20 protein-coding genes and 1 tRNA gene are annotated in these 20,048 nt (G+C 58.8%); 8 read left to right on the forward strand and 13 right to left on the reverse strand.

Annotated elements, in window-relative coordinates:
• Nucleotides 1–46 precede the first annotated feature (46 nt).
• Complete coding sequence (locus ACN9MX_RS07895) at nt 47–463, forward strand: GtrA family protein (RefSeq protein WP_426386592.1); 417 nt, start codon at nt 47–49, stop codon at nt 461–463.
• A gap of 33 nt (nt 464–496) precedes the next feature.
• Here ACN9MX_RS07895 and ACN9MX_RS07900 read toward each other — a convergent pair whose 3' ends face one another.
• The 4 genes from ACN9MX_RS07900 to ACN9MX_RS07915 all read right to left on the reverse strand — a co-directional run bounded on the left by ACN9MX_RS07900 (nt 497) and on the right by ACN9MX_RS07915 (nt 3,401).
• The gene (locus tag ACN9MX_RS07900) at nt 497–790 is read right to left on the reverse strand and encodes a GIY-YIG nuclease family protein (RefSeq protein ID WP_426387496.1); all 294 of its coding nucleotides are present in this window, start codon (nt 788–790) and stop codon (nt 497–499) included.
• Between the two features lie 128 nt (nt 791–918).
• Nucleotides 919–1,719 carry a LytR/AlgR family response regulator transcription factor gene (locus ACN9MX_RS07905; protein WP_363739013.1) on the reverse strand — a complete coding sequence of 267 codons (801 nt, stop codon included), beginning with the start codon at nt 1,717–1,719 and terminating at the stop codon, nt 919–921.
• Nucleotides 1,716–2,822: a sensor histidine kinase gene (locus ACN9MX_RS07910; protein ID WP_007687467.1), complete on the reverse strand. Its 1,107-nt coding sequence runs from the start codon at nt 2,820–2,822 to the stop codon at nt 1,716–1,718. Before ACN9MX_RS07910 ends, ACN9MX_RS07905 begins: the two co-directional genes overlap by 4 nt.
• Nucleotides 2,823–2,909: 87 nt before the next feature.
• Nucleotides 2,910–3,401 carry a winged helix-turn-helix transcriptional regulator gene (locus tag ACN9MX_RS07915; RefSeq protein ID WP_133653763.1) on the reverse strand — a complete coding sequence of 164 codons (492 nt, stop codon included), beginning with the start codon at nt 3,399–3,401 and terminating at the stop codon, nt 2,910–2,912.
• A gap of 112 nt (nt 3,402–3,513) precedes the next feature.
• Between ACN9MX_RS07915 and ACN9MX_RS07920 the strand changes: the two genes are divergently transcribed.
• Complete coding sequence (locus tag ACN9MX_RS07920) at nt 3,514–5,619, forward strand: RelA/SpoT family protein (protein ID WP_133653595.1); 2,106 nt, start codon at nt 3,514–3,516, stop codon at nt 5,617–5,619.
• 92 nt (nt 5,620–5,711) lie between these two features.
• Here ACN9MX_RS07920 and ACN9MX_RS07925 read toward each other — a convergent pair whose 3' ends face one another.
• Nucleotides 5,712–6,290: a response regulator transcription factor gene (locus ACN9MX_RS07925; protein ID WP_426386593.1), complete on the reverse strand. Its 579-nt coding sequence runs from the start codon at nt 6,288–6,290 to the stop codon at nt 5,712–5,714.
• A 103-nt stretch (nt 6,291–6,393) separates the two neighbouring features.
• Nucleotides 6,394–6,963, reverse strand: a complete 570-nt coding sequence (locus ACN9MX_RS07930; protein WP_363739009.1) for a PilZ domain-containing protein — start codon at nt 6,961–6,963, stop codon at nt 6,394–6,396.
• A gap of 242 nt (nt 6,964–7,205) precedes the next feature.
• Here ACN9MX_RS07930 and ACN9MX_RS07935 point away from each other — a divergent pair, with 242 nt between their 5' ends.
• Entirely contained in the window at nt 7,206–7,622 is a 417-nt protein-coding gene (locus ACN9MX_RS07935; RefSeq protein WP_426386594.1) for a BLUF domain-containing protein, read from the forward strand.
• Between the two features lie 91 nt (nt 7,623–7,713).
• Here ACN9MX_RS07935 and ACN9MX_RS07940 read toward each other — a convergent pair whose 3' ends face one another.
• Nucleotides 7,714–8,085, reverse strand: coding sequence for a hypothetical protein (locus ACN9MX_RS07940; RefSeq protein ID WP_363739005.1), 372 nt, complete (start codon nt 8,083–8,085; stop codon nt 7,714–7,716).
• Nucleotides 8,086–8,687: 602 nt separating this feature from the next.
• Here ACN9MX_RS07940 and rplJ point away from each other — a divergent pair.
• Both rplJ and rplL read left to right on the forward strand, forming a co-directional pair.
• Entirely contained in the window at nt 8,688–9,203 is a 516-nt protein-coding gene (gene rplJ, locus ACN9MX_RS07945; protein ID WP_426386595.1) for a 50S ribosomal protein L10, read from the forward strand.
• Nucleotides 9,204–9,281: 78 nt separating this feature from the next.
• Complete coding sequence (gene rplL / locus ACN9MX_RS07950) at nt 9,282–9,659, forward strand: 50S ribosomal protein L7/L12 (RefSeq protein ID WP_176591836.1); 378 nt, start codon at nt 9,282–9,284, stop codon at nt 9,657–9,659.
• 117 nt (nt 9,660–9,776) lie between these two features.
• Here the strand turns inward: rplL and ACN9MX_RS07955 are convergent, their stop codons facing one another.
• Complete coding sequence (locus ACN9MX_RS07955; RefSeq protein WP_426386596.1) at nt 9,777–10,670, reverse strand: N-formylglutamate amidohydrolase; 894 nt, start codon at nt 10,668–10,670, stop codon at nt 9,777–9,779.
• Between the two features lie 148 nt (nt 10,671–10,818).
• Between ACN9MX_RS07955 and cpdR the strand changes: the two genes are divergently transcribed.
• Entirely contained in the window at nt 10,819–11,196 is a 378-nt protein-coding gene (gene cpdR / locus ACN9MX_RS07960; RefSeq protein WP_426386597.1) for a cell cycle two-component system response regulator CpdR, read from the forward strand.
• Nucleotides 11,197–11,264: 68 nt separating this feature from the next.
• Here the strand turns inward: cpdR and ACN9MX_RS07965 are convergent, their stop codons facing one another.
• Entirely contained in the window at nt 11,265–12,599 is a 1,335-nt protein-coding gene (locus ACN9MX_RS07965; protein WP_363738999.1) for a dicarboxylate/amino acid:cation symporter, read from the reverse strand.
• A gap of 128 nt (nt 12,600–12,727) precedes the next feature.
• On the opposite strand from ACN9MX_RS07965, the gene ACN9MX_RS07970 reads away from it, so the two are divergent.
• Nucleotides 12,728–12,802 (forward strand) — tRNA-Val (locus ACN9MX_RS07970).
• Nucleotides 12,803–13,105: 303 nt separating this feature from the next.
• Nucleotides 13,106–13,702 carry a hypothetical protein gene (locus ACN9MX_RS07975; protein WP_426386598.1) on the forward strand — a complete coding sequence of 199 codons (597 nt, stop codon included), beginning with the start codon at nt 13,106–13,108 and terminating at the stop codon, nt 13,700–13,702.
• Here the strand turns inward: ACN9MX_RS07975 and ACN9MX_RS07980 are convergent.
• The 4 genes from ACN9MX_RS07980 to ACN9MX_RS07995 form a co-directional block, all read right to left on the reverse strand.
• Nucleotides 13,646–15,724: a spermidine synthase gene (locus ACN9MX_RS07980; protein WP_426386599.1), complete on the reverse strand. Its 2,079-nt coding sequence runs from the start codon at nt 15,722–15,724 to the stop codon at nt 13,646–13,648. The genes ACN9MX_RS07975 and ACN9MX_RS07980 overlap by 57 nt on opposite strands.
• Before the next feature lie 87 nt (nt 15,725–15,811).
• Nucleotides 15,812–16,879 carry a glycosyltransferase gene (locus tag ACN9MX_RS07985; RefSeq protein WP_426386600.1) on the reverse strand — a complete coding sequence of 356 codons (1,068 nt, stop codon included), beginning with the start codon at nt 16,877–16,879 and terminating at the stop codon, nt 15,812–15,814.
• Nucleotides 16,880–17,014: 135 nt separating this feature from the next.
• Nucleotides 17,015–18,490, reverse strand: a complete 1,476-nt coding sequence (locus ACN9MX_RS07990; protein WP_426386601.1) for a hypothetical protein — start codon at nt 18,488–18,490, stop codon at nt 17,015–17,017.
• Nucleotides 18,487–20,034: a hypothetical protein gene (locus ACN9MX_RS07995; protein WP_426386602.1), complete on the reverse strand. Its 1,548-nt coding sequence runs from the start codon at nt 20,032–20,034 to the stop codon at nt 18,487–18,489. The genes ACN9MX_RS07990 and ACN9MX_RS07995 overlap by 4 nt, the downstream gene beginning before the upstream one ends.
• Between the last annotated feature and the right edge of the window lie 14 nt (nt 20,035–20,048).

The following is a 20,048-nucleotide window of genomic DNA, read 5'->3' on the forward strand; positions in this document are numbered from 1 at the left end:
AACCGGAAAGCCATTAGAGGCTTCGCATCAAAGCGCAACGGGGCACATGAAAATCCTCCCAATCTTCACTCCGCAAAAGCAGGCCTTGTTCTGGCAGGTCGTCCGTTACGGCATAACCGGCCTGTTCGTCACCGCCTGCCAGGCCGCGATCTACTGGACCCTGGCCGCGCCCGTCGGCCTGCATCCCCAGATCGCGAACGGCGTCGGCTATATGGCGGCGGTGACGATCGGCTATGTCACGCACAGCAGCTTCACCTTTCGCGGCCATGGCAACCGCGACAACCAGGCAGCCCGCGGCATCCGCTTCTTCGCGGTCTCGCTGGTCAGCTACGCCCTCAACGCATTGTGGGTATGGGCCTGCGTCACCCATATGCACTGGCCGGAATGGTCACCCATCCCGGCCATGCTGTTCGTCACCCCCGCCGTGATGTTCGGATTGAACAGGCAGTGGGTGTTTCGTTAGATCAGCTTGAAGCGCCACCAGGAGCGCGTCACTTTATCGGGCGATGTCGTCGAACAGATCCCGCCAATCAGGGTTGGTCGCCTCGATCAAATGCAACTTCCAGTCGCGCTTCCATTTCTTCATGCGAAGCTCGCGAAGGCGAGCCTCCTGAAGATCGTCATGCGCTTCGTACCAGACAAGGAAACGGCAGCGATGCTCGGCGCTGAACTCGCTGCCAAAGCCATTCCGATGTTGCCATGCACGTCTCACGAGATCGCTGGTGACGCCCAGATAAAGCGTAGCATTACGGCCACTTGCCATGATGTAGACGTAACCGGGCTTGCCCATGCCCAACACCGTAACGTGTTCCTGCGAAGGCAGGAACCCAGTCCCGCCCTCACCTCATCATCACAATGTCTGAACTGGGCTCCTGCCTTCGCAGGAGCACGTTTGCATCCTGATCGCGAGCGTTTCGATCAATGCACGAACCGCGCCACCACGTCGCGATAGGACCGGCTGACCTTCACCTGAGCGCCTGATTCCAGCACCAGGAAGCATTCGCCGTTGGTATGTGGCTTCACCTGGCGGACCTGGCTCAGATTGACGATGGTCGAGCGATGCACGCGCTGGAAATTGCGCGGGTCGAGCCGCTTTTCCAGATCCTTCATCGTCTCGCGCAGGATCAGCGAATTGTCGGCGGTATAGATGCACATATAGTCGCCCGCCGCGTCGATCCGCTCGATGGAATCGACATCCACGCGGAAAATCTGCCCGCGATCCTTGATGTTGATCAGCTTCTCGAAGCGATTGGCGGCCGGCGCATCGCCATCGCCGGAAAAATCGTTCATCGCCTCCGGCGCGACCTCGGCCAGCACTTCGCGCAGCTTTTCCACTTCCTGCACCTGGCGCTTTTCCGAAAGCCGCTGCCGCACCCGATCGAGCGCATCGGCCAGCCGTCCTTCCTCGACCGGCTTCATCAGATAGTCGACCGCCTGCGCCTCAAAGGCGCGGATAGCGTGGTCGCTATAGGCGGTGCAGAAGATGAAAAGCGGCGGCTCCACCTCCATCAGCCCCTGCACGACGGAAAATCCGTCGAAACCGGGCATCTGGATATCGAGGAACACAAGGTCGGGTTTATGCGTCTTTATGGCGCGGATCGCTTCCCGGCCGTTGGAACAGGTTTCTACGATTTCGACATCCTCATGCGCTTCCAGACGCAGCTTGAGGCCTTGTATAGCCAGGCTTTCGTCGTCGACGAGGATTGTTCTGATGGTCATGCGGCCACTCTCGATGGTTCATCCAGGTTAAGCGGCATTTCGATCAGGACCGAAAAGCCGCCAGGCGTGGAACGCGTTTCGAAGCTCTGTCGTTCCCCGAAAGCCTGAATCAGCCTGTCGCGGATGTTCGCCAGTCCGACGCCCGTTCCTTCGCTGACCGGATTGTTCGGGCGGGTGAACCCCTCATTCAATCCCGGACCCGTATCGGATACGATGATCCGGACGTTTTCACCGGCAGGCTGCGCCGTGACGGAAATCTCCGCCCCTTCTTCCTTGGGCGTCACGGCATATTTGATGGCATTTTCGACCAGCGGCTGGAGCAGGAGCGAGGGCAGGCGCGACTGTGCCACCGCCGGATCGATGTTGAACACCGGCCGCAAGCGGTCCTCGAACCGCATCTTCTCGATCTCCAGGTACAGCTTCAGCGTCTCGATCTCCTGCTCGATCGTCACCTGCGCGGTCGGCTCGTTAATCAGAGTATAGCGCAAAAAGGAGGACAGGCGCGACAGCATGGCATTGGCCCGGTCGGTCTGCTTCAGCAGCACCAGCGTCGAGATGCTGTTGAGCGTGTTGAACAGGAAATGCGGATTGAGCTGATAGCGCAGCATGGCGAGCTGCGCGCTCGACGCCTGATTCTCCAGGCGCAGCAACTGGTCCGCCTGCTCCTCCACCGTCAGGTAGAAGTTGATCGCATAATACAGTGCCGACCACGCCCCCAGCAATGTCATGCTGAGGTAGAAGGCGCCCAGGAACAATTGCAGCCCCGCCGTATCGCTGCCCCGGTTCTGGGTGGAGAACACCCAGGCGTCGATGAACGCGACCAGCCCGGCCGCGACCACCACCGTGACGATCGAAGCGCCCCAGGTGACGATCGGCCGTTGCCGTTGAAGAAAGCGGAACACCACCGCGATCAGCAGCGTCACCGAATAGCCCGACACGGTCGAGATCATCACCGGGATCAGGCTGGAGAGCGGCTGCCCATTGGCGATGGTGGAGGAACCGCGCAGCAGGAAGGCGCCCGCCCATCCCACGGACTGGAGGTTCCAGAAGGCGCGGTTCTTGTCCGCGAAGAAGGGCTGGGGCTGGAAACGATGCACGGACATTATCGCCAGCCTAAAGCATCAGGGGCCATCAGAACAACCGGCATACTGAAGGGATTTCGCGCGAATCGCGCGCGAAAGCGGCAGCGATCAAGCCGCCGCCGTTTCCTGGACCATGTCCCGCACCAACGGCTTCACCTCGTCCGGGTTCAGCCATATCAGGTCCGCCAGTTCCAGCGCCCGGCCGTCATGCGCCTGGATGGCGATGCGCCGGATCGGCTGCCCGTCGCGACGGTCGGCCAGCACCTGGCAGGAGGACGGCGCACAGCCCCATCTCTCACCCCATTGACGCAGCGCCACCATGACAGGCGCCAGTTCCTCGCCCTTTTCGGTCAGGCGATATTCCACCTTGCGCCGGTCGCACTGCATGGGCTGGCGCACCAATATGCCGTTTTCCACCAGCCGCGTGAGCCGATTCGCGAGGATGTTGCGAGCGATGCCGAGGGTCGACTGAAACTCCTCGAAATGCCGGATTCCCGACAGAGCACCCCGCAAGATGAGGAACGACCAGCGTTCTCCCATCGCCTCCAACGCGCTGGGCAGCGCGCATTGCTCCAGATCCTGCGCAAGATTATGTGTCATCGTCTTCATTTGATAGCTCAAAGCCACCCGCGTTGCAAAAGCGCATCGCTATTCGACCAAAATGGGATTTTTTTGTTGCACAGCAAGGGGCATCGCGGACAATCGCAACAGGATGCTACGCCAGTACGAACTTGTTGAACGGGTAAAACGCTACGATCCGGATGCGGACGAAGCGATGATCAACCGCGCCTATGTGTTTTCGGTCCAGAAACATGGCAGCCAGAAGCGCGCCAGCGGCGACCCCTATTTCAGCCATCCCATTGAGGTCGCGGGCATTTTGACCGACTTCAACCTGGACGACCAGACCATCGTGACGGCGCTGCTGCACGATACGATAGAGGATACGCTCGTCACCTATGAGGAGATAGAGCAGGCCTTCGGCAAGGACGTCGCCAAAATGGTCGACGGCGTCACCAAGCTCAGCAAGATCGAGGCCATGTCCGAAAATGAACGGGCGGCGGAGAATCTGCGCAAATTCCTGCTGGCCATGTCGGACGACATCCGCGTCCTGCTGGTGAAGCTGGCCGACCGGCTGCACAATATGCGCACGCTGCACTTCATCAAGAACGAGCAGAAGCGCCGCCGCATCGCGCGCGAGACGATGGATATCTACGCCCCGCTCGCGGAGCGGATCGGCATGTACGACTTCATGCGGGAAATGCAGCTCCTTGCGTTCCGGGAACTGGAACCGGAAGCCTATGACAGCATCACCAAACGGCTGGAGCAGCTCAAGGAAGGCGGCCATGACAAGGTCGACCGGATCGGCGCGGAGCTGCAACTGCTGCTGGGCGGCAAGGGGCTGCCGGTCACTGTCTCGGGCCGCGAAAAGCACCCCTATTCCATCTGGAAGAAGATGCAGGAACGCCACATCAGCTTTGAACAGCTGACCGACGTCATGGCCTTCCGCGTCATCACGGAAACGACGGAGGATTGCTACCGCGCGCTCGGCGTCATCCACCAGACCTACAAGATGGTGCCGGGCCGCTTCAAGGATTACATCTCCACGCCCAAGCGCAACGGCTACCGTTCGCTGCACACCACCGTCATCCATCAGGAAAATGCCCGGATCGAGGTGCAGATCCGCAGCCGCGACATGCACAATGACGCCGAACTCGGCCTCGCCGCGCACTGGGCCTACAAGCAGAAGGGCGACGCGACCGACCATCATGCCGCCTGGCTGCGCGACCTGGTCGAAATCCTGGAACAGAGCCAGGATGCGGACGAGCTGCTCGAACATACCCGCATGGCGATGTATCAGGACCGCATCTTCGCCTTCTCCCCCAAGGGCGAACTGCACCAGTTGCCCAAGGGGTCGACGCCGGTCGATTTCGCCTATGCGGTGCACACCTCGCTCGGCAACCAGACCGTCGGCGCGAAGGTCAACGGCCGCGTCGTGCCGCTGCGCACCACGCTGGAAAATGGCGATCAGGTCGAAATCCTGAAGTCCGAGGGGCAGGAGCCGCAGCCCGGCTGGCTGACCTTCGCCATCACCGGCAAGGCCCGCGCCGCCATCCGCCGCTATATCCGGCAGAAGCAGCGCGGCGAGGAAGTGGCGCTTGGCGAGAAGCTGTATGAGGAGATCATCGGCCGCTTCTCCCCCGAACTGGCGAGCGAACTGGGGGACAAGGCGCTGAAGGCCGCCTTGAAGCGACTGAAGCTGGACGACCGCGCCTCGCTGATGGTCGCCATCGCCACCCACCGCCTGCTCGATTCGGAGGTGATGGAGGCGCTGATCCCCGGCTCCACCAGCGCCGAAGGCGTGGAGGAAGCCCATCCGCGCCAGCACGCCCCCGTCTCGATCCGCGGCCTGACGCCGGGCATCGCCTATAATCTGGGCGATTGCTGCCACCCCGTCCCCGGCGACCGCATCGTCGGCGTCCGCCGCACAGGCGAGCCGATCGAGGTGCACACCATCGACTGCCGCTCGCTCGAAGCCGGACAGGATGACGACTGGGTGGACCTGAGCTGGGACAGCAAGTCCAAGGGCGGCACGGCCCGGCTCCAGGTGATCGTGAAGAACCAGCCGGGCGCGCTGGCCGCCGTCACCAACGTCTTCGGCGCGACCAAGGCGAACATCCTCAACCTGCAACTGGTGAACCGCGAAGGGCCCTTCCACACCGATATCATCGATCTGGAAGTGGCCGACGCCCAGCATCTCAACCGCATCCTGTCGGCGCTGCGCGGGCTGGACACGGTGGTGCAGGCGGATCGGGTGTAAGGACAGAGAGGAGCGGGTTTTAAACTACCGGCTTGTGCCGCCCGATAGGGGCTGCGGAGGATCGATTGCCATTCTCGCAGGGCGCAGATCATTCACGCAAAAACTCTCTGGTACATTGTCACCACATCAAAAAATTTGGCAGCGCCGCATTTCCGCATGATACGACACCGATAAGTTTCCACCGATCTGACCGATAAATTCAAATTGGATGCGGCGCGAGAGTTGTCGCCATATAATGCCAGTTCTTTAAGGACATCCATTTCGCGAGAACTTAATTTTCCCAATATGGATTCTGACTCCATTTTTTCTTTTTGAACAATGATTCTATTTTTCAGCAATGACTGACTGTTTTCGATTGTCGCCAACAGATCCGCTTCGTTGACGGGTTGTTCCAGAAAATCGTCCGCCCCTCTCTTGATCGTTTGCACGGCCGCGCGAATGTCGGCCCTCGCGGATGTCATGACGACAGGGATGTCCCGTCGCTTGAAGAGCAATTCCTGCAGGACCGTCAGACCCGTCATGTCGGGCAGATCCATATCCAGAACCGCAGTGCCCGGGCTGATGAAGCGGGCGGCGTCAAGAAAGTCGGATCCGCTGGCGAAAGGAGTCGGAGCGTAACGATGCGCGCGCAAAATAGCCACCAGATCGCGACGGATCAGTGCCTCCCGCATTACCACGTAGATGGGACCTTTTGTCCTCATTGCGACCTACATGAAATTCCCCGGCGACGAAACGCGCCGTCCCCCGATCGGTTCCACATATGGTTAAAATTTTTTAAACACCCTGTTCAAAGAAAACGCCGGCCATTCCACCGCTTATCCACTGCACCCGCCCCATCCGCGTGCCGTTTCCCCGGCTTTTGATGAGCAGCCTCGTTCCTTCCCTGACATTGCCCACTTCAATCAGCATGCCTTCCGCCGAAATATTCCTGATCGTCCCGACCATCACAGGTGCCGAAGTGACCAGCGTCGCGGCGATATTTACAGGAACGCGACCCTCTCGGGGGCGATGGCTGTCAGCCAGGTGCTCGAGCAGGACGTCATTGCCGGTGGTCCAAAGAAGAGGGTCCTCCGCCAGCAGGCCCACCCTGAAGCCATTTGTCCAGCGAACCTCGGCGGTGATGAAGTCCCTGTCATTAAAGCCGACATGCACCTGTTCACGCAGGCTCAGGGTAAGGGCGGTCTCCCCACTCAAACCATGAGCCGAAACGTTGGTCACGGTCAGGCCCGCGTGCTGTAGCACGGGATAGATAAACGCGGACTTGAAAACGGTTTTGCGCGGATGCCGACGTTTTTCGATGATGGATCCGTCGGACTTTATTTCAGATTTGTTCTGTAAAAACATAATCTTGCTCCGTGAATGCGAAGCGGATACTATCCCGTCATAAATAAGGATCCATATGTGGACGGTGTCGTATTTTTACGACGCGGGCGTAGGTCGATCATTCACTTCTCTTTGATAAAAGGGCGTTCTTCGATGGCCCTGCCTTCCCCCGAAGGAAGGGCAAAGGGAAAGGCGAAGCGCACTGATCAGTCCCATCGTGCGTTTCGCCTTTACTCCAATTTTACAGTCGTCATAATGTCGAAATGTTCGACCGATGGCTCTATGTCAGTACCTGTCAGTTGGCTGCGGGCAGGCTTGAAGATGGCGTGCGCGACATCGTTGAGGTTTCAGTGCTGCGCAACCGGACCCTCGACGTAACCGGCGCGCTCCTTTTTACCGGCCAGAAATTCACGCAATATATCGAAGGGCCTCCGGCATCCATCGCCGCCCTGAAGCAAAGCATATGCCAGGACAGCCGGCACAGCAGCATTACGACGCTGACATATGGGCCATTTGATCACCGGCGGTTTCTGGGTTGGTCGCTGGCCTATGCCGGGCCGTCGCGTTTCGTCGCGGCCAAGGTGGAAGATGCGCTGAATGGCGCAATCAGCGGGGGTGAAGACAAGACTGAATCGCTTGCCGAGTTACTGGCGGGGTTTGTGATCGATGGGCATTCCTGATCCAGGCGATGTCATACCGGGCGAAAACGGAAGAAAAGGGCCGGTTTCTCCCTGGCGGCTTTTTCATCCGGCCCCGCTACTGTGCCATTCCTCATGAATCCAGCCATGTCAGCGCTTCCCGTTCCTCCTCGAAAAACCGGGTCGATACCGGCGTCAGCCTTTTCATCTGGATCCTCAGCAAGGCGGATTCGGGCAGAAGCACGCCATATTCCCTTATCTGGCCCGCATAATTCCCGATGATGCGCGCGAAACCGTCAATGACCCGCTGGGACTGGACAGTGCATGCCTTAATATCCAGCAAGACCCTGTCGATCCGCGGGGCGCCCGCTGACGCCGCAGCAGCACGTTGCTGCAGGGCGGCAAGATAGCCTTGCAGGGCCGCCTCATCCCAGAAGCCTCGAAAGATGATGCGGACCGACCGGGGCGATTGCCCCGCTACAAACTCGAATAGCCCATCTGTCATGCGCCCCCCTTTTCCCACCTCGTCAACTTATCATTTTGGAGGAAGGAGATTAGCCTTTTTTGTTCCGCCAGCTATTCCACGATGCCCACTGTGATCCCCATGCCACGGCGCGCGAAAAAATATCCTATCACCGGCCCGTCCCCCCTTTATCCTGTCCTACATCCCTCGACCCCGGCTATCGCCGCCCCGTCTTTGAACAGTCGATCCGCTTCCCGACACGCCTACGCGCGCCCGCACACGCGCGCGCATATGGTGTGAACTTCGATGACAGAACGACGCTTTTCCGCCACTTTGCACGGCCAGCGCCAGATTTTGCGTGACAGGACACCTCCTATTCTGTAGGGGCGCGCCCAGCAGACTCCCTGCAGCAATGCCGGGGGTCTTCCGTCCGAGACAGTTGGTGAAGGGAATCTGCCCTTCTTAATTTCCAGCCTAGACGGGGAAAAGTTCTTTACCGGCCGGGCTTTGCCCTGTCCGGGTCTGCCTGTTTCCTTGAGGGATACGGGCCAGTCGATCTCTCCCCTTCGGACCAATGCCCCGCGATTCGTCGCGGGTTTTGCCGTTCATCGGGTCGTCCGATGGACATGAAGTGGAGTAATGGCATGGATCGTAATCAGAAAGCTGAGGTCGTTTCCGTGCTGAACGCACATCTGGCAGAGGTCGGCGTGGTCGTCGTGACCCGCAACCTCGGCATGACGGTCGCCCAGTCGACCCAATTGCGCCAGAAGATGCGCGAAGCCGGTGGCACCTACAAGGTTACGAAGAACCGCCTCGCCAAGATCGCCCTTGAAGGCACCGACTATACCGGCATCAGCGACCTGCTGACCGGCCCGGTCGGCCTCGCCTCCTCGGCCGATCCGGTCGCAGCCGCCAAGGTTGCGGTCGAATTCGCCAAGACCAACGACAAGCTTGAGATCGTTGGCGGCGCGATGGGCGATGTGATGCTGAACGCGGAGGGCGTCAAGGCGCTCGCCTCGATGCCGTCGCTGGATGAACTGCGTGCGAAGATCGTTGGGCTGCTCGTTGCACCCGCGACCAAGCTCGCAACCGTCACCCAGGCACCGGCAGCCCAGCTCGCACGGGTCTTCAACGCCTATGCGGAAAAGAACGCGGCCTAAGGGGCGCGCCTTTCCGAACGGAACGTTTTCAACTCAATTTAAGGGGCATACGCCCCGCCCAGAAGGGAATATAGTAACATGGCAGACATCAACGCACTGGTCGACCAGCTCTCGGCCCTGACCGTCCTTGAAGCCGCTGAACTCTCGAAGGCCCTGGAAGAAAAGTGGGGCGTTTCGGCCGCCGCTGCCGTCGCCGTCGCTGGCCCCGCCGCTGGCGCCCCGGCTGCTGCCGCTGCTGAAGAGCAGACCGAGTTCGACGTGATCCTCACCGGCGACGGTGGCAAGAAGATCAACGTCATCAAGGAAGTCCGCGCCATCACCGGCCTGGGCCTGACCGAAGCCAAGGCGCTCGTCGAAGGCGCGCCGAAGGCCGTCAAGGAAGGCGCCAGCAAGGACGAAGCCGAGAAGATCAAGAAGCAGCTGGAAGAAGCCGGCGCGACCGTCGAACTCAAGTAAGTTCGGTCGAGCCCCGCGCAAGCGGGGCTGCTGTCCGGTCTCGACCGGAGGAATTTGGGGCGGCGCCTTTGGCGCTGCCCTTTTTCTTCGGTGTTGGCCGGCTGGATTCCCGCCGATTCACTCCGCCGCCATGGCGTAGTCCGAACGCGGCAGCTCATGCGCCAATGCGTTCGCAATGGCCGCCACCACCTGCTGCAGGCGGGCAAGGCCCGGCCCCGGCTGATCCAGGGCGGCATCCAGATAAAGGCTGCGGTCGCATTCCAGCTGGATCGCATAAAGCCCGTGCATCGGCCTGCCATGACGCTCCAGCATGTGGTCACCGGCATAAGGATGATTTTGCGCGACGGCGATGCCATGCGCGGCCGCCACATCCTCCGCCAGCGTCATCAACCGGGCCGAAGCGCTGCGGCCGAATCGATCGCCGAGCACCAGCCTGGGGGCAGCCTGACCCGCAGTCGGCGGGGGAAGCGGCGGCATCGAATGCAGGTCAATCAGGATCGCATGACCATAGGCATCGCGCGCCGCCCGCATCAGCCGCGCAAGGGTCGCATGATAGGGCCGGTGGAACAGTTCGATCCGGCGCACGACCTCCCCCCAGCCCAGCGAGCGGTGCCAGAGTTCATGCGCACCCGGCAGGCGACGCGGGATCAGGCCCAGCCCACCGCGCAGCTTGGCGCTGCTCTGCAAGGGGACATCGCGCGGGATGCCGCTGACCATGCCGGCGTCAATCTCCCGCTCATGCCGGTTGAGATCGATCATCGCCCGCGGCACCTGCGCCACCAGCACCGGAACGCCCCGCTCCACCAGCGGATAGGCGAGCCTGTCGACCCAGCGATCCTCCAGCCTTTGCAGGACATCGCGCCGCACCCGCGCTTGCGCCAGCAGCGCCTCGTCATAGTCCCGGCCCGCATGCGGCACGGAAACCACCACCGGCCCGGCGGGAACGTCGGGTTCGTAGAGATGATAGGCGGGCGTGGTTTCGGTCGGAACCGGCGGCGGGCTATGTCCCAAGCAAGGTCCTTTCACGGGCGGCCGCCCAAAAATGGTTACTCGGCTGGATAATATTTACTCCTTGTCGCATATATAGTCGCTTCACGCCATCCGCGAAGGGGGCGATCAGGGGCGGCCTTCACAGGCCTGGGACGAGACGTACGGGGCAATGATTCGAATTCTGCTGGCGGAAGATGATGACAGCATGCGCGCCTATCTGACCCGCGCTCTGGAGCGCTCCGGCTATGAAGTCGTTGCAGTCGCTACCGGTGCGCAGGCGGTGCCGCACATCGACAGCGACCGGTTCGACCTGTTGCTGACGGACATCGTCATGCCGGAAATGGACGGGATCGAACTCGCGCAACATGCAGCCGCCATCGCGCCCGAGATGCGAATCATGTTCATCACGGGCTTTGCCGCCGTTACATTGAAAGCGGGCAAGGCCGTGCCGCAGGCGAAGGTCCTGTCCAAGCCCTTCCACCTGCGCGAACTGGTGTTGGAGGTCGAGCGCATGTTCGGCACGGAAAGCCTGACCGGGTTAAGCTGAGGCTTTCAATTTCCGGTCGCTGGCCTTGAACAGTCAAAAACAGTCAAACCTGAAAATGCCCTGGGGCATCAGCCGGAGATGACTTCTTCCATATCGGACGTAAGCGGCAGGGGCTGCCCCGCCATGGCTGCGGCAAACCGCTCCCGGTCCAGCCCCTTTTCCCATGCCGACACGACGACGGTGGCGACCGCGTTGCCGATGAAGTTGGTAAGGCTGCGGCACTCGCTCATGAAACGATCGACGCCCAGAATCAGCGTCATGCCCGCGACCGGTACCGACGGCACGATGGAAAGCGTCGCCGCCAGGGTGATGAACCCCGCCCCCGTCACGCCCGCTGCACCCTTGCTGGAGAGCATGGCGACCAGCAACAGCAATATCTGCTCCTCCAGGCTGAGGTGCACATTGGTCGCCTGCGCGATGAACAGCGCCGCCAGCGTCATGTAGATATTGGTGCCGTCGAGGTTGAAGCTGTAGCCGGTCGGCACCACCAGTCCGACCACCGATTTGCGGCACCCTGCCCGCTCCATCTTCTCGATCAGGCTGGGCAACGCCGCTTCGGACGAGGAGGTGCCAAGCACCAGCAACAGCTCCGCCCGAAGATAGCGGATCAGATGCAGGATGTTGAATCCCACAAGCCGCGCCACCAGACCCAGGACCACCAGCACGAACAATAGCGAGGTCAGATAGAAGGTCGCCACCAGCCCCGCCAGATTTGCCAGCGCACCGACGCCATATTTGCCGATGGTGAAGGCCATCGCGCCGAAAGCCCCCAGCGGCGCCGCCTTCATCAGGAGAGACACGAGCTTGAAGATCCCGTGGCTGGCCGATTCGAGGACGGTCATCAGAGGATCGGCCTTCTCACCGATCATGGTGAGCGCGATGCCGAACAGGATCGCGACGAACAGTACCTGAAGGATATTGTGCCCATCGGCCACGGCAGAAACCAGCGTACCGGGGATGATGTCCATCAGGAAGCCGGTCAGCGTCCGGTCATGCGCCTGCTGCTGATATTGGACGACCTTCCCGGCGTCCAACGTCGTCGGATCGATATTGAGGCCCGCACCCGGATGCACCACATTGGCGACGATCAGGCCGATGATCAGCGCCAGCGTCGAAAAGGTCAGGAAATAGGCGAAGGCCTTGGCCGCCACCCGGCCGATCGCGCCCAATTCCTTCATCCCCGCCACCCCGGTGACGATGGTGAGGAAGATGACGGGCGCGATGATCATCTTGACCAGCTTGATAAAGGCCTCTCCCAGCGGCTGAAGCGCTACGCCCGTTGCCGGAAAGAAGTGACCAATCCCGACGCCCAGCGCGATGGCGATCAGCACCTGAACGTAAAGCTGGCGATAGAATGGCGGTGGCGCCAAGGGCTGATCAGACGGCGCAGACGATGGCAACATGATGTTTGGCGTCCCCTTTTCGCACCGCACCATATGGCCTGTCGTGCCCCTGTCCAGAAGAATAGCGGAACCGCTCAATTTCCCGCTTGCGCTACCTGCCACCCCCCGCTATTGGCCCACTCCACCGTGGGCGTGTAGCTCAGTGGTAGAGCACTGTGTTGACATCGCAGGGGTCGCAAGTTCAATCCTTGCCACGCCCACCATCGAAAACCCCGTCAAATCAACGATTTGGCGGGGTTTTTGTTTGCCCAGCGCAGGCCGTGAAGTCGGCCCATGCCCACCGTTTTTTGGGAAAATTCTGGGCATGCAAATGCCGGGCGAGAGACGCAAAATCCCGAGTCGCGCACGCCGCTGAAATTATCTCGGACGGCAGGCGATGTGCCTCCGTCAGTCGCGAGCAGGGCCGATCCCGCAGCCGCGCAGGAGGCGTACAAACGCTGCTCACCCATCACGGCCGTCGCCTGCCGGCATCCATGCACTGCCACGCAGCCGGGCGCCTCCATGGAATGGATGATAAGCTTGCTGTCGCTCGGCATGCTGTTCCAGTTCAGCATGCGCCTGCACCAATCAGGACGACAGCATGCCCCCGGCCTTCATTAAAGCTAACGCGCCTCACGCTGAAGCATTCGGAGCGAAACTCCCGGCGCAAGCGCGCGATCAGATGGAACAGGAAGATAAGATGCTTTCAATTCGAACCGGAAAGCTACCTGACGAAGGCGAGACCGCCCTGCCCGTCCGACATCCTGCGCATCGGCAAGCTCAATGGCCTGATCGGAGACTTCAGCCTGCGCGAGCCCAAGCAGGCCTGGGAGCATTTTCGCCGCGCCTATCTGACCGGTCATGACCCGGCGGGCCAGGATCGCTATCGCGCCGACGAGCATGATGCTCATGGACCACCAGGCAAGCGAGTGGACCACCAGGCAATCGAGCCTGTCCAGATCGCGATCCTGTCGAGCTCTTCATCCTCCTCTCCGAAAAACGCTCTTCCGCTTGCCATCGTTCAGCTTCCCTCTTTTCCGCGAACAACAAGAAGCATTTACGCATGTTCAAGCAACCCGGAAGCTAGCCCGTGGGACCAGCAGGAATGCGATGAGATAGAGTAGCCCAGTGATGATCAACAGATTGGAATAACCTGTGAAAAGCGCAGAATACTCCAGACAGCCGCCGACGATCGTTCCAAGCAGATTGATAGCAAAAGCCGACTGCGAGTCGGAGGATTCTTGGAACCTCTTTGCGAATGCGATATTAGCCAGGAAAATCGGCAGAAATGCCAGAACAGTCGCGGTAATCAGCCGCAGATAGAATGGCAGCGGCAGAAGCCACTCTGGCCGTACATACCAGGCAATCGCCAATGACGCAGCAATCCCGGCAAACACCACCGGAAGCGGTGGAGTGCGCAGCTTGCGCGTCGTCTCGACCGCAGCGAGCACAACAACCAGAACGCCGGCGAAGACTAAGGCATTGACGAACCAGGTCGTTCCGAACAGCAGGGCGAAAGTCGCAACATTTTTCGTTTCTAGGAGCAGGAACGCCGCACCCATGAAAAATAGGTCGGCATAAGGTCGCATCTGACGGATGGGTCCGCCCAGACCCCGCACTGCCAAGAGAGATGCCCCTAGGATAGCGAACAAAGTGACGGAGTAGAGCGGCGGGAATGAGCCGCCCTTGAAATAGAGGAACGGAGAATTGTCAGTGGCCGGAGCGACGCGCTGGTCGGCACTCACACCCCATGCCTGCTTGCAACGCTGGTCCGTTTGCTTCACCGCGACGGCGATCACTGCCTGCGCGTCGTCAAAGGTGTCGACACATGGAGCGTGACCGAACGTCGACGCCGCTGTACCGGCCAACCGATCAATCAGCCATTTCTCGCGATAATAATTGTACATCGCGAAAGCACCGTTCGGCTTGAGATGACGACGTACTGAGTCCATCGCCTCTTGCGTGAACAGAAAGGATTCCAGCCGGATTTGGGAAGCTCCGCTAACCAGCGTCAGGGAATCCGGCAAGGCAAACAGTATCAGATCGTATTTCCTGTCCGTGCTTTCCAAGAAGGCGCGGCCGTCATTGACGTGCCGGGTCACTCCTGAACTTGCGTAGGGACGGTCGATGTTTTTCTCAGCACCGATCTGTAGAATGCGCGGGTCGATATCCACCGCATCAACATGCTTCGCGCCTTCCTTGAGGGCGATCGCAACATCGGAACCTGAACCAGCACCGATAATCAAGACACTCTCCAGGCTGTTGCCGGGAAGACGAAGATAAGGCGTTTCGTAAATCCGTTCGCCCTGCCCAATTTTCCATTGGGCCGGAGCCATCAGTTGATGTGGAACGCCATTAGCCTTAATCAACAGGAAGCCTTTCTCAGCGGCACCAATGTCAGGAACTTCCTGTGTGGTAATCTTGTAATAGGGCGACCAACTCACCCCGGGAGACAACGTCTCTGCTCCAAGCATCAGGACCAGCGCGATCGACCAGGCGCAGGCGACTAGCCGTCGTGGCCGATCAGTCAGCCACAGATAAACGGAGACGACAATAATCCCCCAGCATATTGGCGGCGCCTGCATGAAGCTCAGCGCGGAAAAGGCAATAATTCCGATCAGCGATCCGATGAGATCATAGCGATAGGCCCATAGAGGCGGTATCTTGCCGAAGCATCGGCCGACTGCCTCGGCCGGCCCAGCAAGGATCACCGCAACCAGCGCGAAGACAACAGGTAGCGCAAGCCATGCCGGGGGACCACTGATGGTCAGCGACGTGAAATAAATCACATCAGATCCACTACGCTCAATGCTGACCGGGAATTTCAAGACGCCAATCACCAGAATGGTGAGGAGAGGCAGCGAAACAGGGATGATCGACCAGCTTTTGCGGCTGACAAGAAAACCGGCGCCGATCCCCAAGAATGATCCGAGCAGCACGAAATTGGAGAAGTAAGACAGGTGAACCACGTTGGCCCCGAGCCAACGGATCAACGCCAATTCCAGGAACAGCATAAGAGAGCTAGCCGCGACCAGCCGGGCTGCAACTCCCTGATCCTCTCGCATTCGAGCATTAATCGGAGCCTGAACCGCCATATCGTCTATCGAAACAGGCCAGTCAGCAGAAACAGTCTCAGCTTGATCCATCGTGCCCCCCCCGAATGCCGCCCAAACCGGCGAAATTTATACGCCTCTTACTTCATCGACGGGCGCAAAAGTCTTCTACGCGCGCAGTCAGCTGGACTTTCGCCAGGTGAACAGACTACCCATCACATAATTCCATACCGATCCAACTGCCGCTCCGGCCAACCCCGCAAACCACCAATCATAATGGGAACCGAATAACATTTCGCCTACCCCGACATTGGCAATCGCCCCCAGGCCGCAGATCGCATAGAAGCTGAGGAGGCCTGTCAGCATTCGTACCCCCTTCAATCGCTGATCCCGATAAGTGAAGCTGTTATTTAACAGAAAATTGAATGTCATCGCAGTCAATACGGCCACCGCCTGGGCCGTACCAAAGGCGGCATGAGCCGAGATGAGAGTCAGCAAGACCATCATGTGAACGCCCAGGCCCAAGGCACCGACGCAACTGAACTTGAGGAACTTGATCGGTACCAAATGACCGATCCGCTTTTCAGCCAGCATTTCCAGGTATTGAAGCGCAACTATGTTGTCGAGCTTGCTTTCTCCATGCTGGCGCGTGCGGAAAGTGTAGGGAAATTCCGCCACCTCCAATGGCCGTGGCGCCGATGCCATGATGTCCAGAAGAATTTTATAACCGATGCCGGAAAGGCGTGGCGCCAGTTCCGCAATTGTCTCGTGACGGACCGCAAAAAATCCGCTCATTGGGTCGCTGAGCGGCGTCCGTGCGATGGCTTCGGCAAGACGTGTCGCAAATGCACTGATCCACGCGCGTTTGCGGTCCCACTCTCCGATCGAGCCTTCAGCTGTGTAGCGGGTGCCAACGGCAACATCGTTGCGATCTTCGGCAATGGATTGATAGAGCTTCGGCAGCAGTGTCTCATCATGCTGCAAGTCGCCGTCGATCACGGCAACGACGGGTGCGGTGGACGCCATCATGCCTTCGATCACCGCGGAGGAAAGCCCGCGCCGATTGAAGCGCCGGATGAGCCGGATACGGCGATCTGTGGCAGCGAGCCGGCTGATCAGTTCGGGGGTGCCATCACGAGAGCCGTCGTCGACGAAGATGATTTCCCATTCAATCTCGCTCAGGACATTGCCGACGCGGTCGATTAGTTCGGCGATATTGGCCCGTTCATTGAGTACAGGCACAACCACGCATAGCTCCAACGGGCATAGGGCAGAGCCGATTTCGGGCCGATGTAAAGCTTGCTGCATGGAATCCCCCCAGAGGTCGCTTCACCGCCATTATATCGAACTGATTAACGAAAGAAAAAGTATAGATTGCCGAGGTTACTGGTCGTGTCTGAGCAGGACATTCTGGACTGTCCAATGTTCCGCCGCGCGCTGATTGCAACCTCCCGGTCGGACATATAGGCACAGGCGAGCATTGGCCGCGTTTGCGTCGGCTCCGAATCCGGCGCATTCCACGCTACGATAACCGTAACTGGCGCTTATCGAGCCTTGGGGTGCTATAATTCCATTGAACCCCGCAGCCGCGTTCAGGAAATCCCGACGGTTCATTTGATCAGCGTCGCTCCATCCGGTGAGATAGGTCGGAATGTCCCGATGGAGGTAACTGTATCCGCCAGTTTGCCAGAACCGCAGATGATGCAGTGCGAGTCCGCAGCTTCCCGGAGCGGCGCCATATTTCCTGACTAGTTGCATGCCGGGGCCAAAGGCAGTCCAGCGCGATTGCATCGGTTCAGCCACCGCCAGGTTCGTTGAACTGCCGAGCCAAAGGAGTAGCAGCGCGGGTATCACGTAAGATGCCCTAATGTTGAATCGAGCAGAAAGTCGTACTGCCAACTCGGCCGATCCTATGGCAGCCAGGATAATAAGGATCGTGACAGTCAAGAATATGAAGCGATATTCCTTGTGTCCTATGGCCATGTGAATCGCAAGATTGAGAATGGCGACCCAAAATATCGCTCTATTTTTCTCTATTGCTGGAAGGATAAGCAGGAATAGCGGGGCTGCTGCCCAACCCCAATATTGCCAAATCAAAGCGAGGTACGCGACCGGGCTGTCAACGCCATAATTGGCTGAGCGGTTCAAGATCAGATTTTGCCTGAAGTTTTCGATGATCCAACTGAAAGGGACTTGGCCCATCGCCAAATCCACCACCGTTGAAAGGATCAGCGCAGCGAGACCACCGGCAAGAATGGGAAGCCAACAACGACGGATGTTGGAAGCGCCGCTTATGAGAAGCAAAAGCATGATTGCGGGCGCATATTGGAAGCGGAGTATGAACGCCAACCCGAGCAGGAAGCCAGCCCACAGCCATTGCCGGTACGACACATCCCTGCCTGTCAAAAGGGCGGCCGCTGGCAACAGGCAACCGGTGGCCAATGTTTCGGTCAGCAGATGGAGGGAGAAGAATATCTGTTCAAACCAGGTCGCCGCCACAAATCCAGCGATCAAACCGTGGACAGGACCCATGCGCCGACCGATGGTCCAGGCTGACCAAGTGATAGAAAGGCCGGACGCAATTGATAGGAGGATCGGTAGTTTGGCGTACAGGATCGTCGACGGTGCGATGACATGACCGAATGCCATCAGAGGCGTGGCAAGCAAGGGAATAAGCCAGCTACGCATCCCGTATCGATATTCCCAAGGTATCGTGCCGTAGCCGAATGTCAGACGGTGAGCCGGTTCCAAATATTGAAATATTTCATCGGGATGATGTATTGAAAAAGGCCAAATGGCAAAAATTCTCACAAGAAATGCAACGAGCAACAGCAGGATGATTTGCGTTTTGTTGCTCACTGAAAATCGTTCCTTGCGTATATGATTTGCTGGCGCCCCCCGAACACATCGGGCAGACGGGCAACCTCGTGATAATGTGCAACGATTGCGGAATCGATCATGGCGGCCGTATCCCGGTTGCGCGGGTGATCCAAAATTTTATCCGCTACCATAATAGCCGAAGGGAGCGTTCGCAGCAGGCGCTTCATTTCGCGGGGCGCGTCGACAGCCTTGCTTTCACCGGCATTATTCAAATGCTCTGGGAAAATATAAGGCGTAGGAAGACAGGATGACGTTAACAAATAAAGGATGGGCGGGCCATCGTTCACATAAATGCATCCGTGTGCTGCGTAGGGGCGCAGGGCGGTGACCATGGAATTGATATGGTGCTTGCGGATGGTCGGTACGCCCCAAGCCGGCATTGCAAACGATATTATGTACCATACGCCACCAGCGACCAAGCCGATGCCCAAACGGGGGAATAGAGTCGCGCTCAGAATGCTCAGTGGCGCGATGACCGGGAGTGCATAGTGCGCGTAATTATTCCCTAGAGCGAAAAATCCTCCGATTGCAGCCACTGCCCAGGACACAAGGAAAAGGTTTTTGGCCTGGAACGGACGTCGCAAGAGCAGCAGGGTTGCTGCCATGGCCATGAGCAGCAAGGGCAGGATGGAATAAACCGTGCCTGCCAAGAATTCCAATCTCCTTGCGGGCTGCGGCGGGACAACTCTCATGATCGACAGGAAGTTGGCGTCAAAGAATTCGTAGAAATGCCCGCCTAGCACATATGCGACTGCGACTGCGACAGTTGGGGTCAGGGCAATCGTAATAAGAACCGAACCGAACCGGATCAGGTCAAAGATCGAAACGCCGTCACGCCACTTGATCTGCAGCAGCCACAATCCGAAGACCATTCCCTCGAAAACCGCCGAATATTTGATCTGTATGGCAATACCGCAAAGTGCCATTGCTATATATGGGTAACGATGAACTGATCGACTGGAGGCTGATCCTTGTGCTTGCAGGATCAGCAAAGCGGCTATCGCCATCGGCAGATTGTAGAACACCGGGGCCTGTCCCCCCATGCCTCCAAGCAACGGCAAAAAAAGAAGATACAAAAGCCCGCCGAGGATGGCGCAGCCATTGTTGCAGAAGCGTAAGCAAATTTGCCGAATGACGATTGCCGTCATGAAGGCGCTGAAAAATGCTCCTATCTGATAGGCAACTATCCCAGTTGGACTTAACGGGCGCAACAACGCATAAATCAGGAAGAGCCCGATGGGCTTGCGGTCCCATATGTCAACATAGGGCACGGTTCCATGCCAGATGCGGTCAGCGACGAGCAGGTAGAACTCCTCGTCCATATGAACAGCCGGATCGCCTAAGAATGTTACTCTCGTGAGTACAGTTCCAAGCAGAAGCAGGGTCACAGCTAAAAGATGTGACTTGTCAAATGAACGAACGATGAGCCACACCTTTTGGATATGCCCAGCCCGATAATGCAGCCTTTGGAACCAATGCCGTTTGGCAATGGAATGAGTATCGCTTGATCCCACTTCGGTCATGGCTCGACGCTACA

Source organism: Sphingobium sp. R-21, assembly GCF_049913335.1.
Lineage (GTDB): Bacteria > Pseudomonadota > Alphaproteobacteria > Sphingomonadales > Sphingomonadaceae > Sphingobium.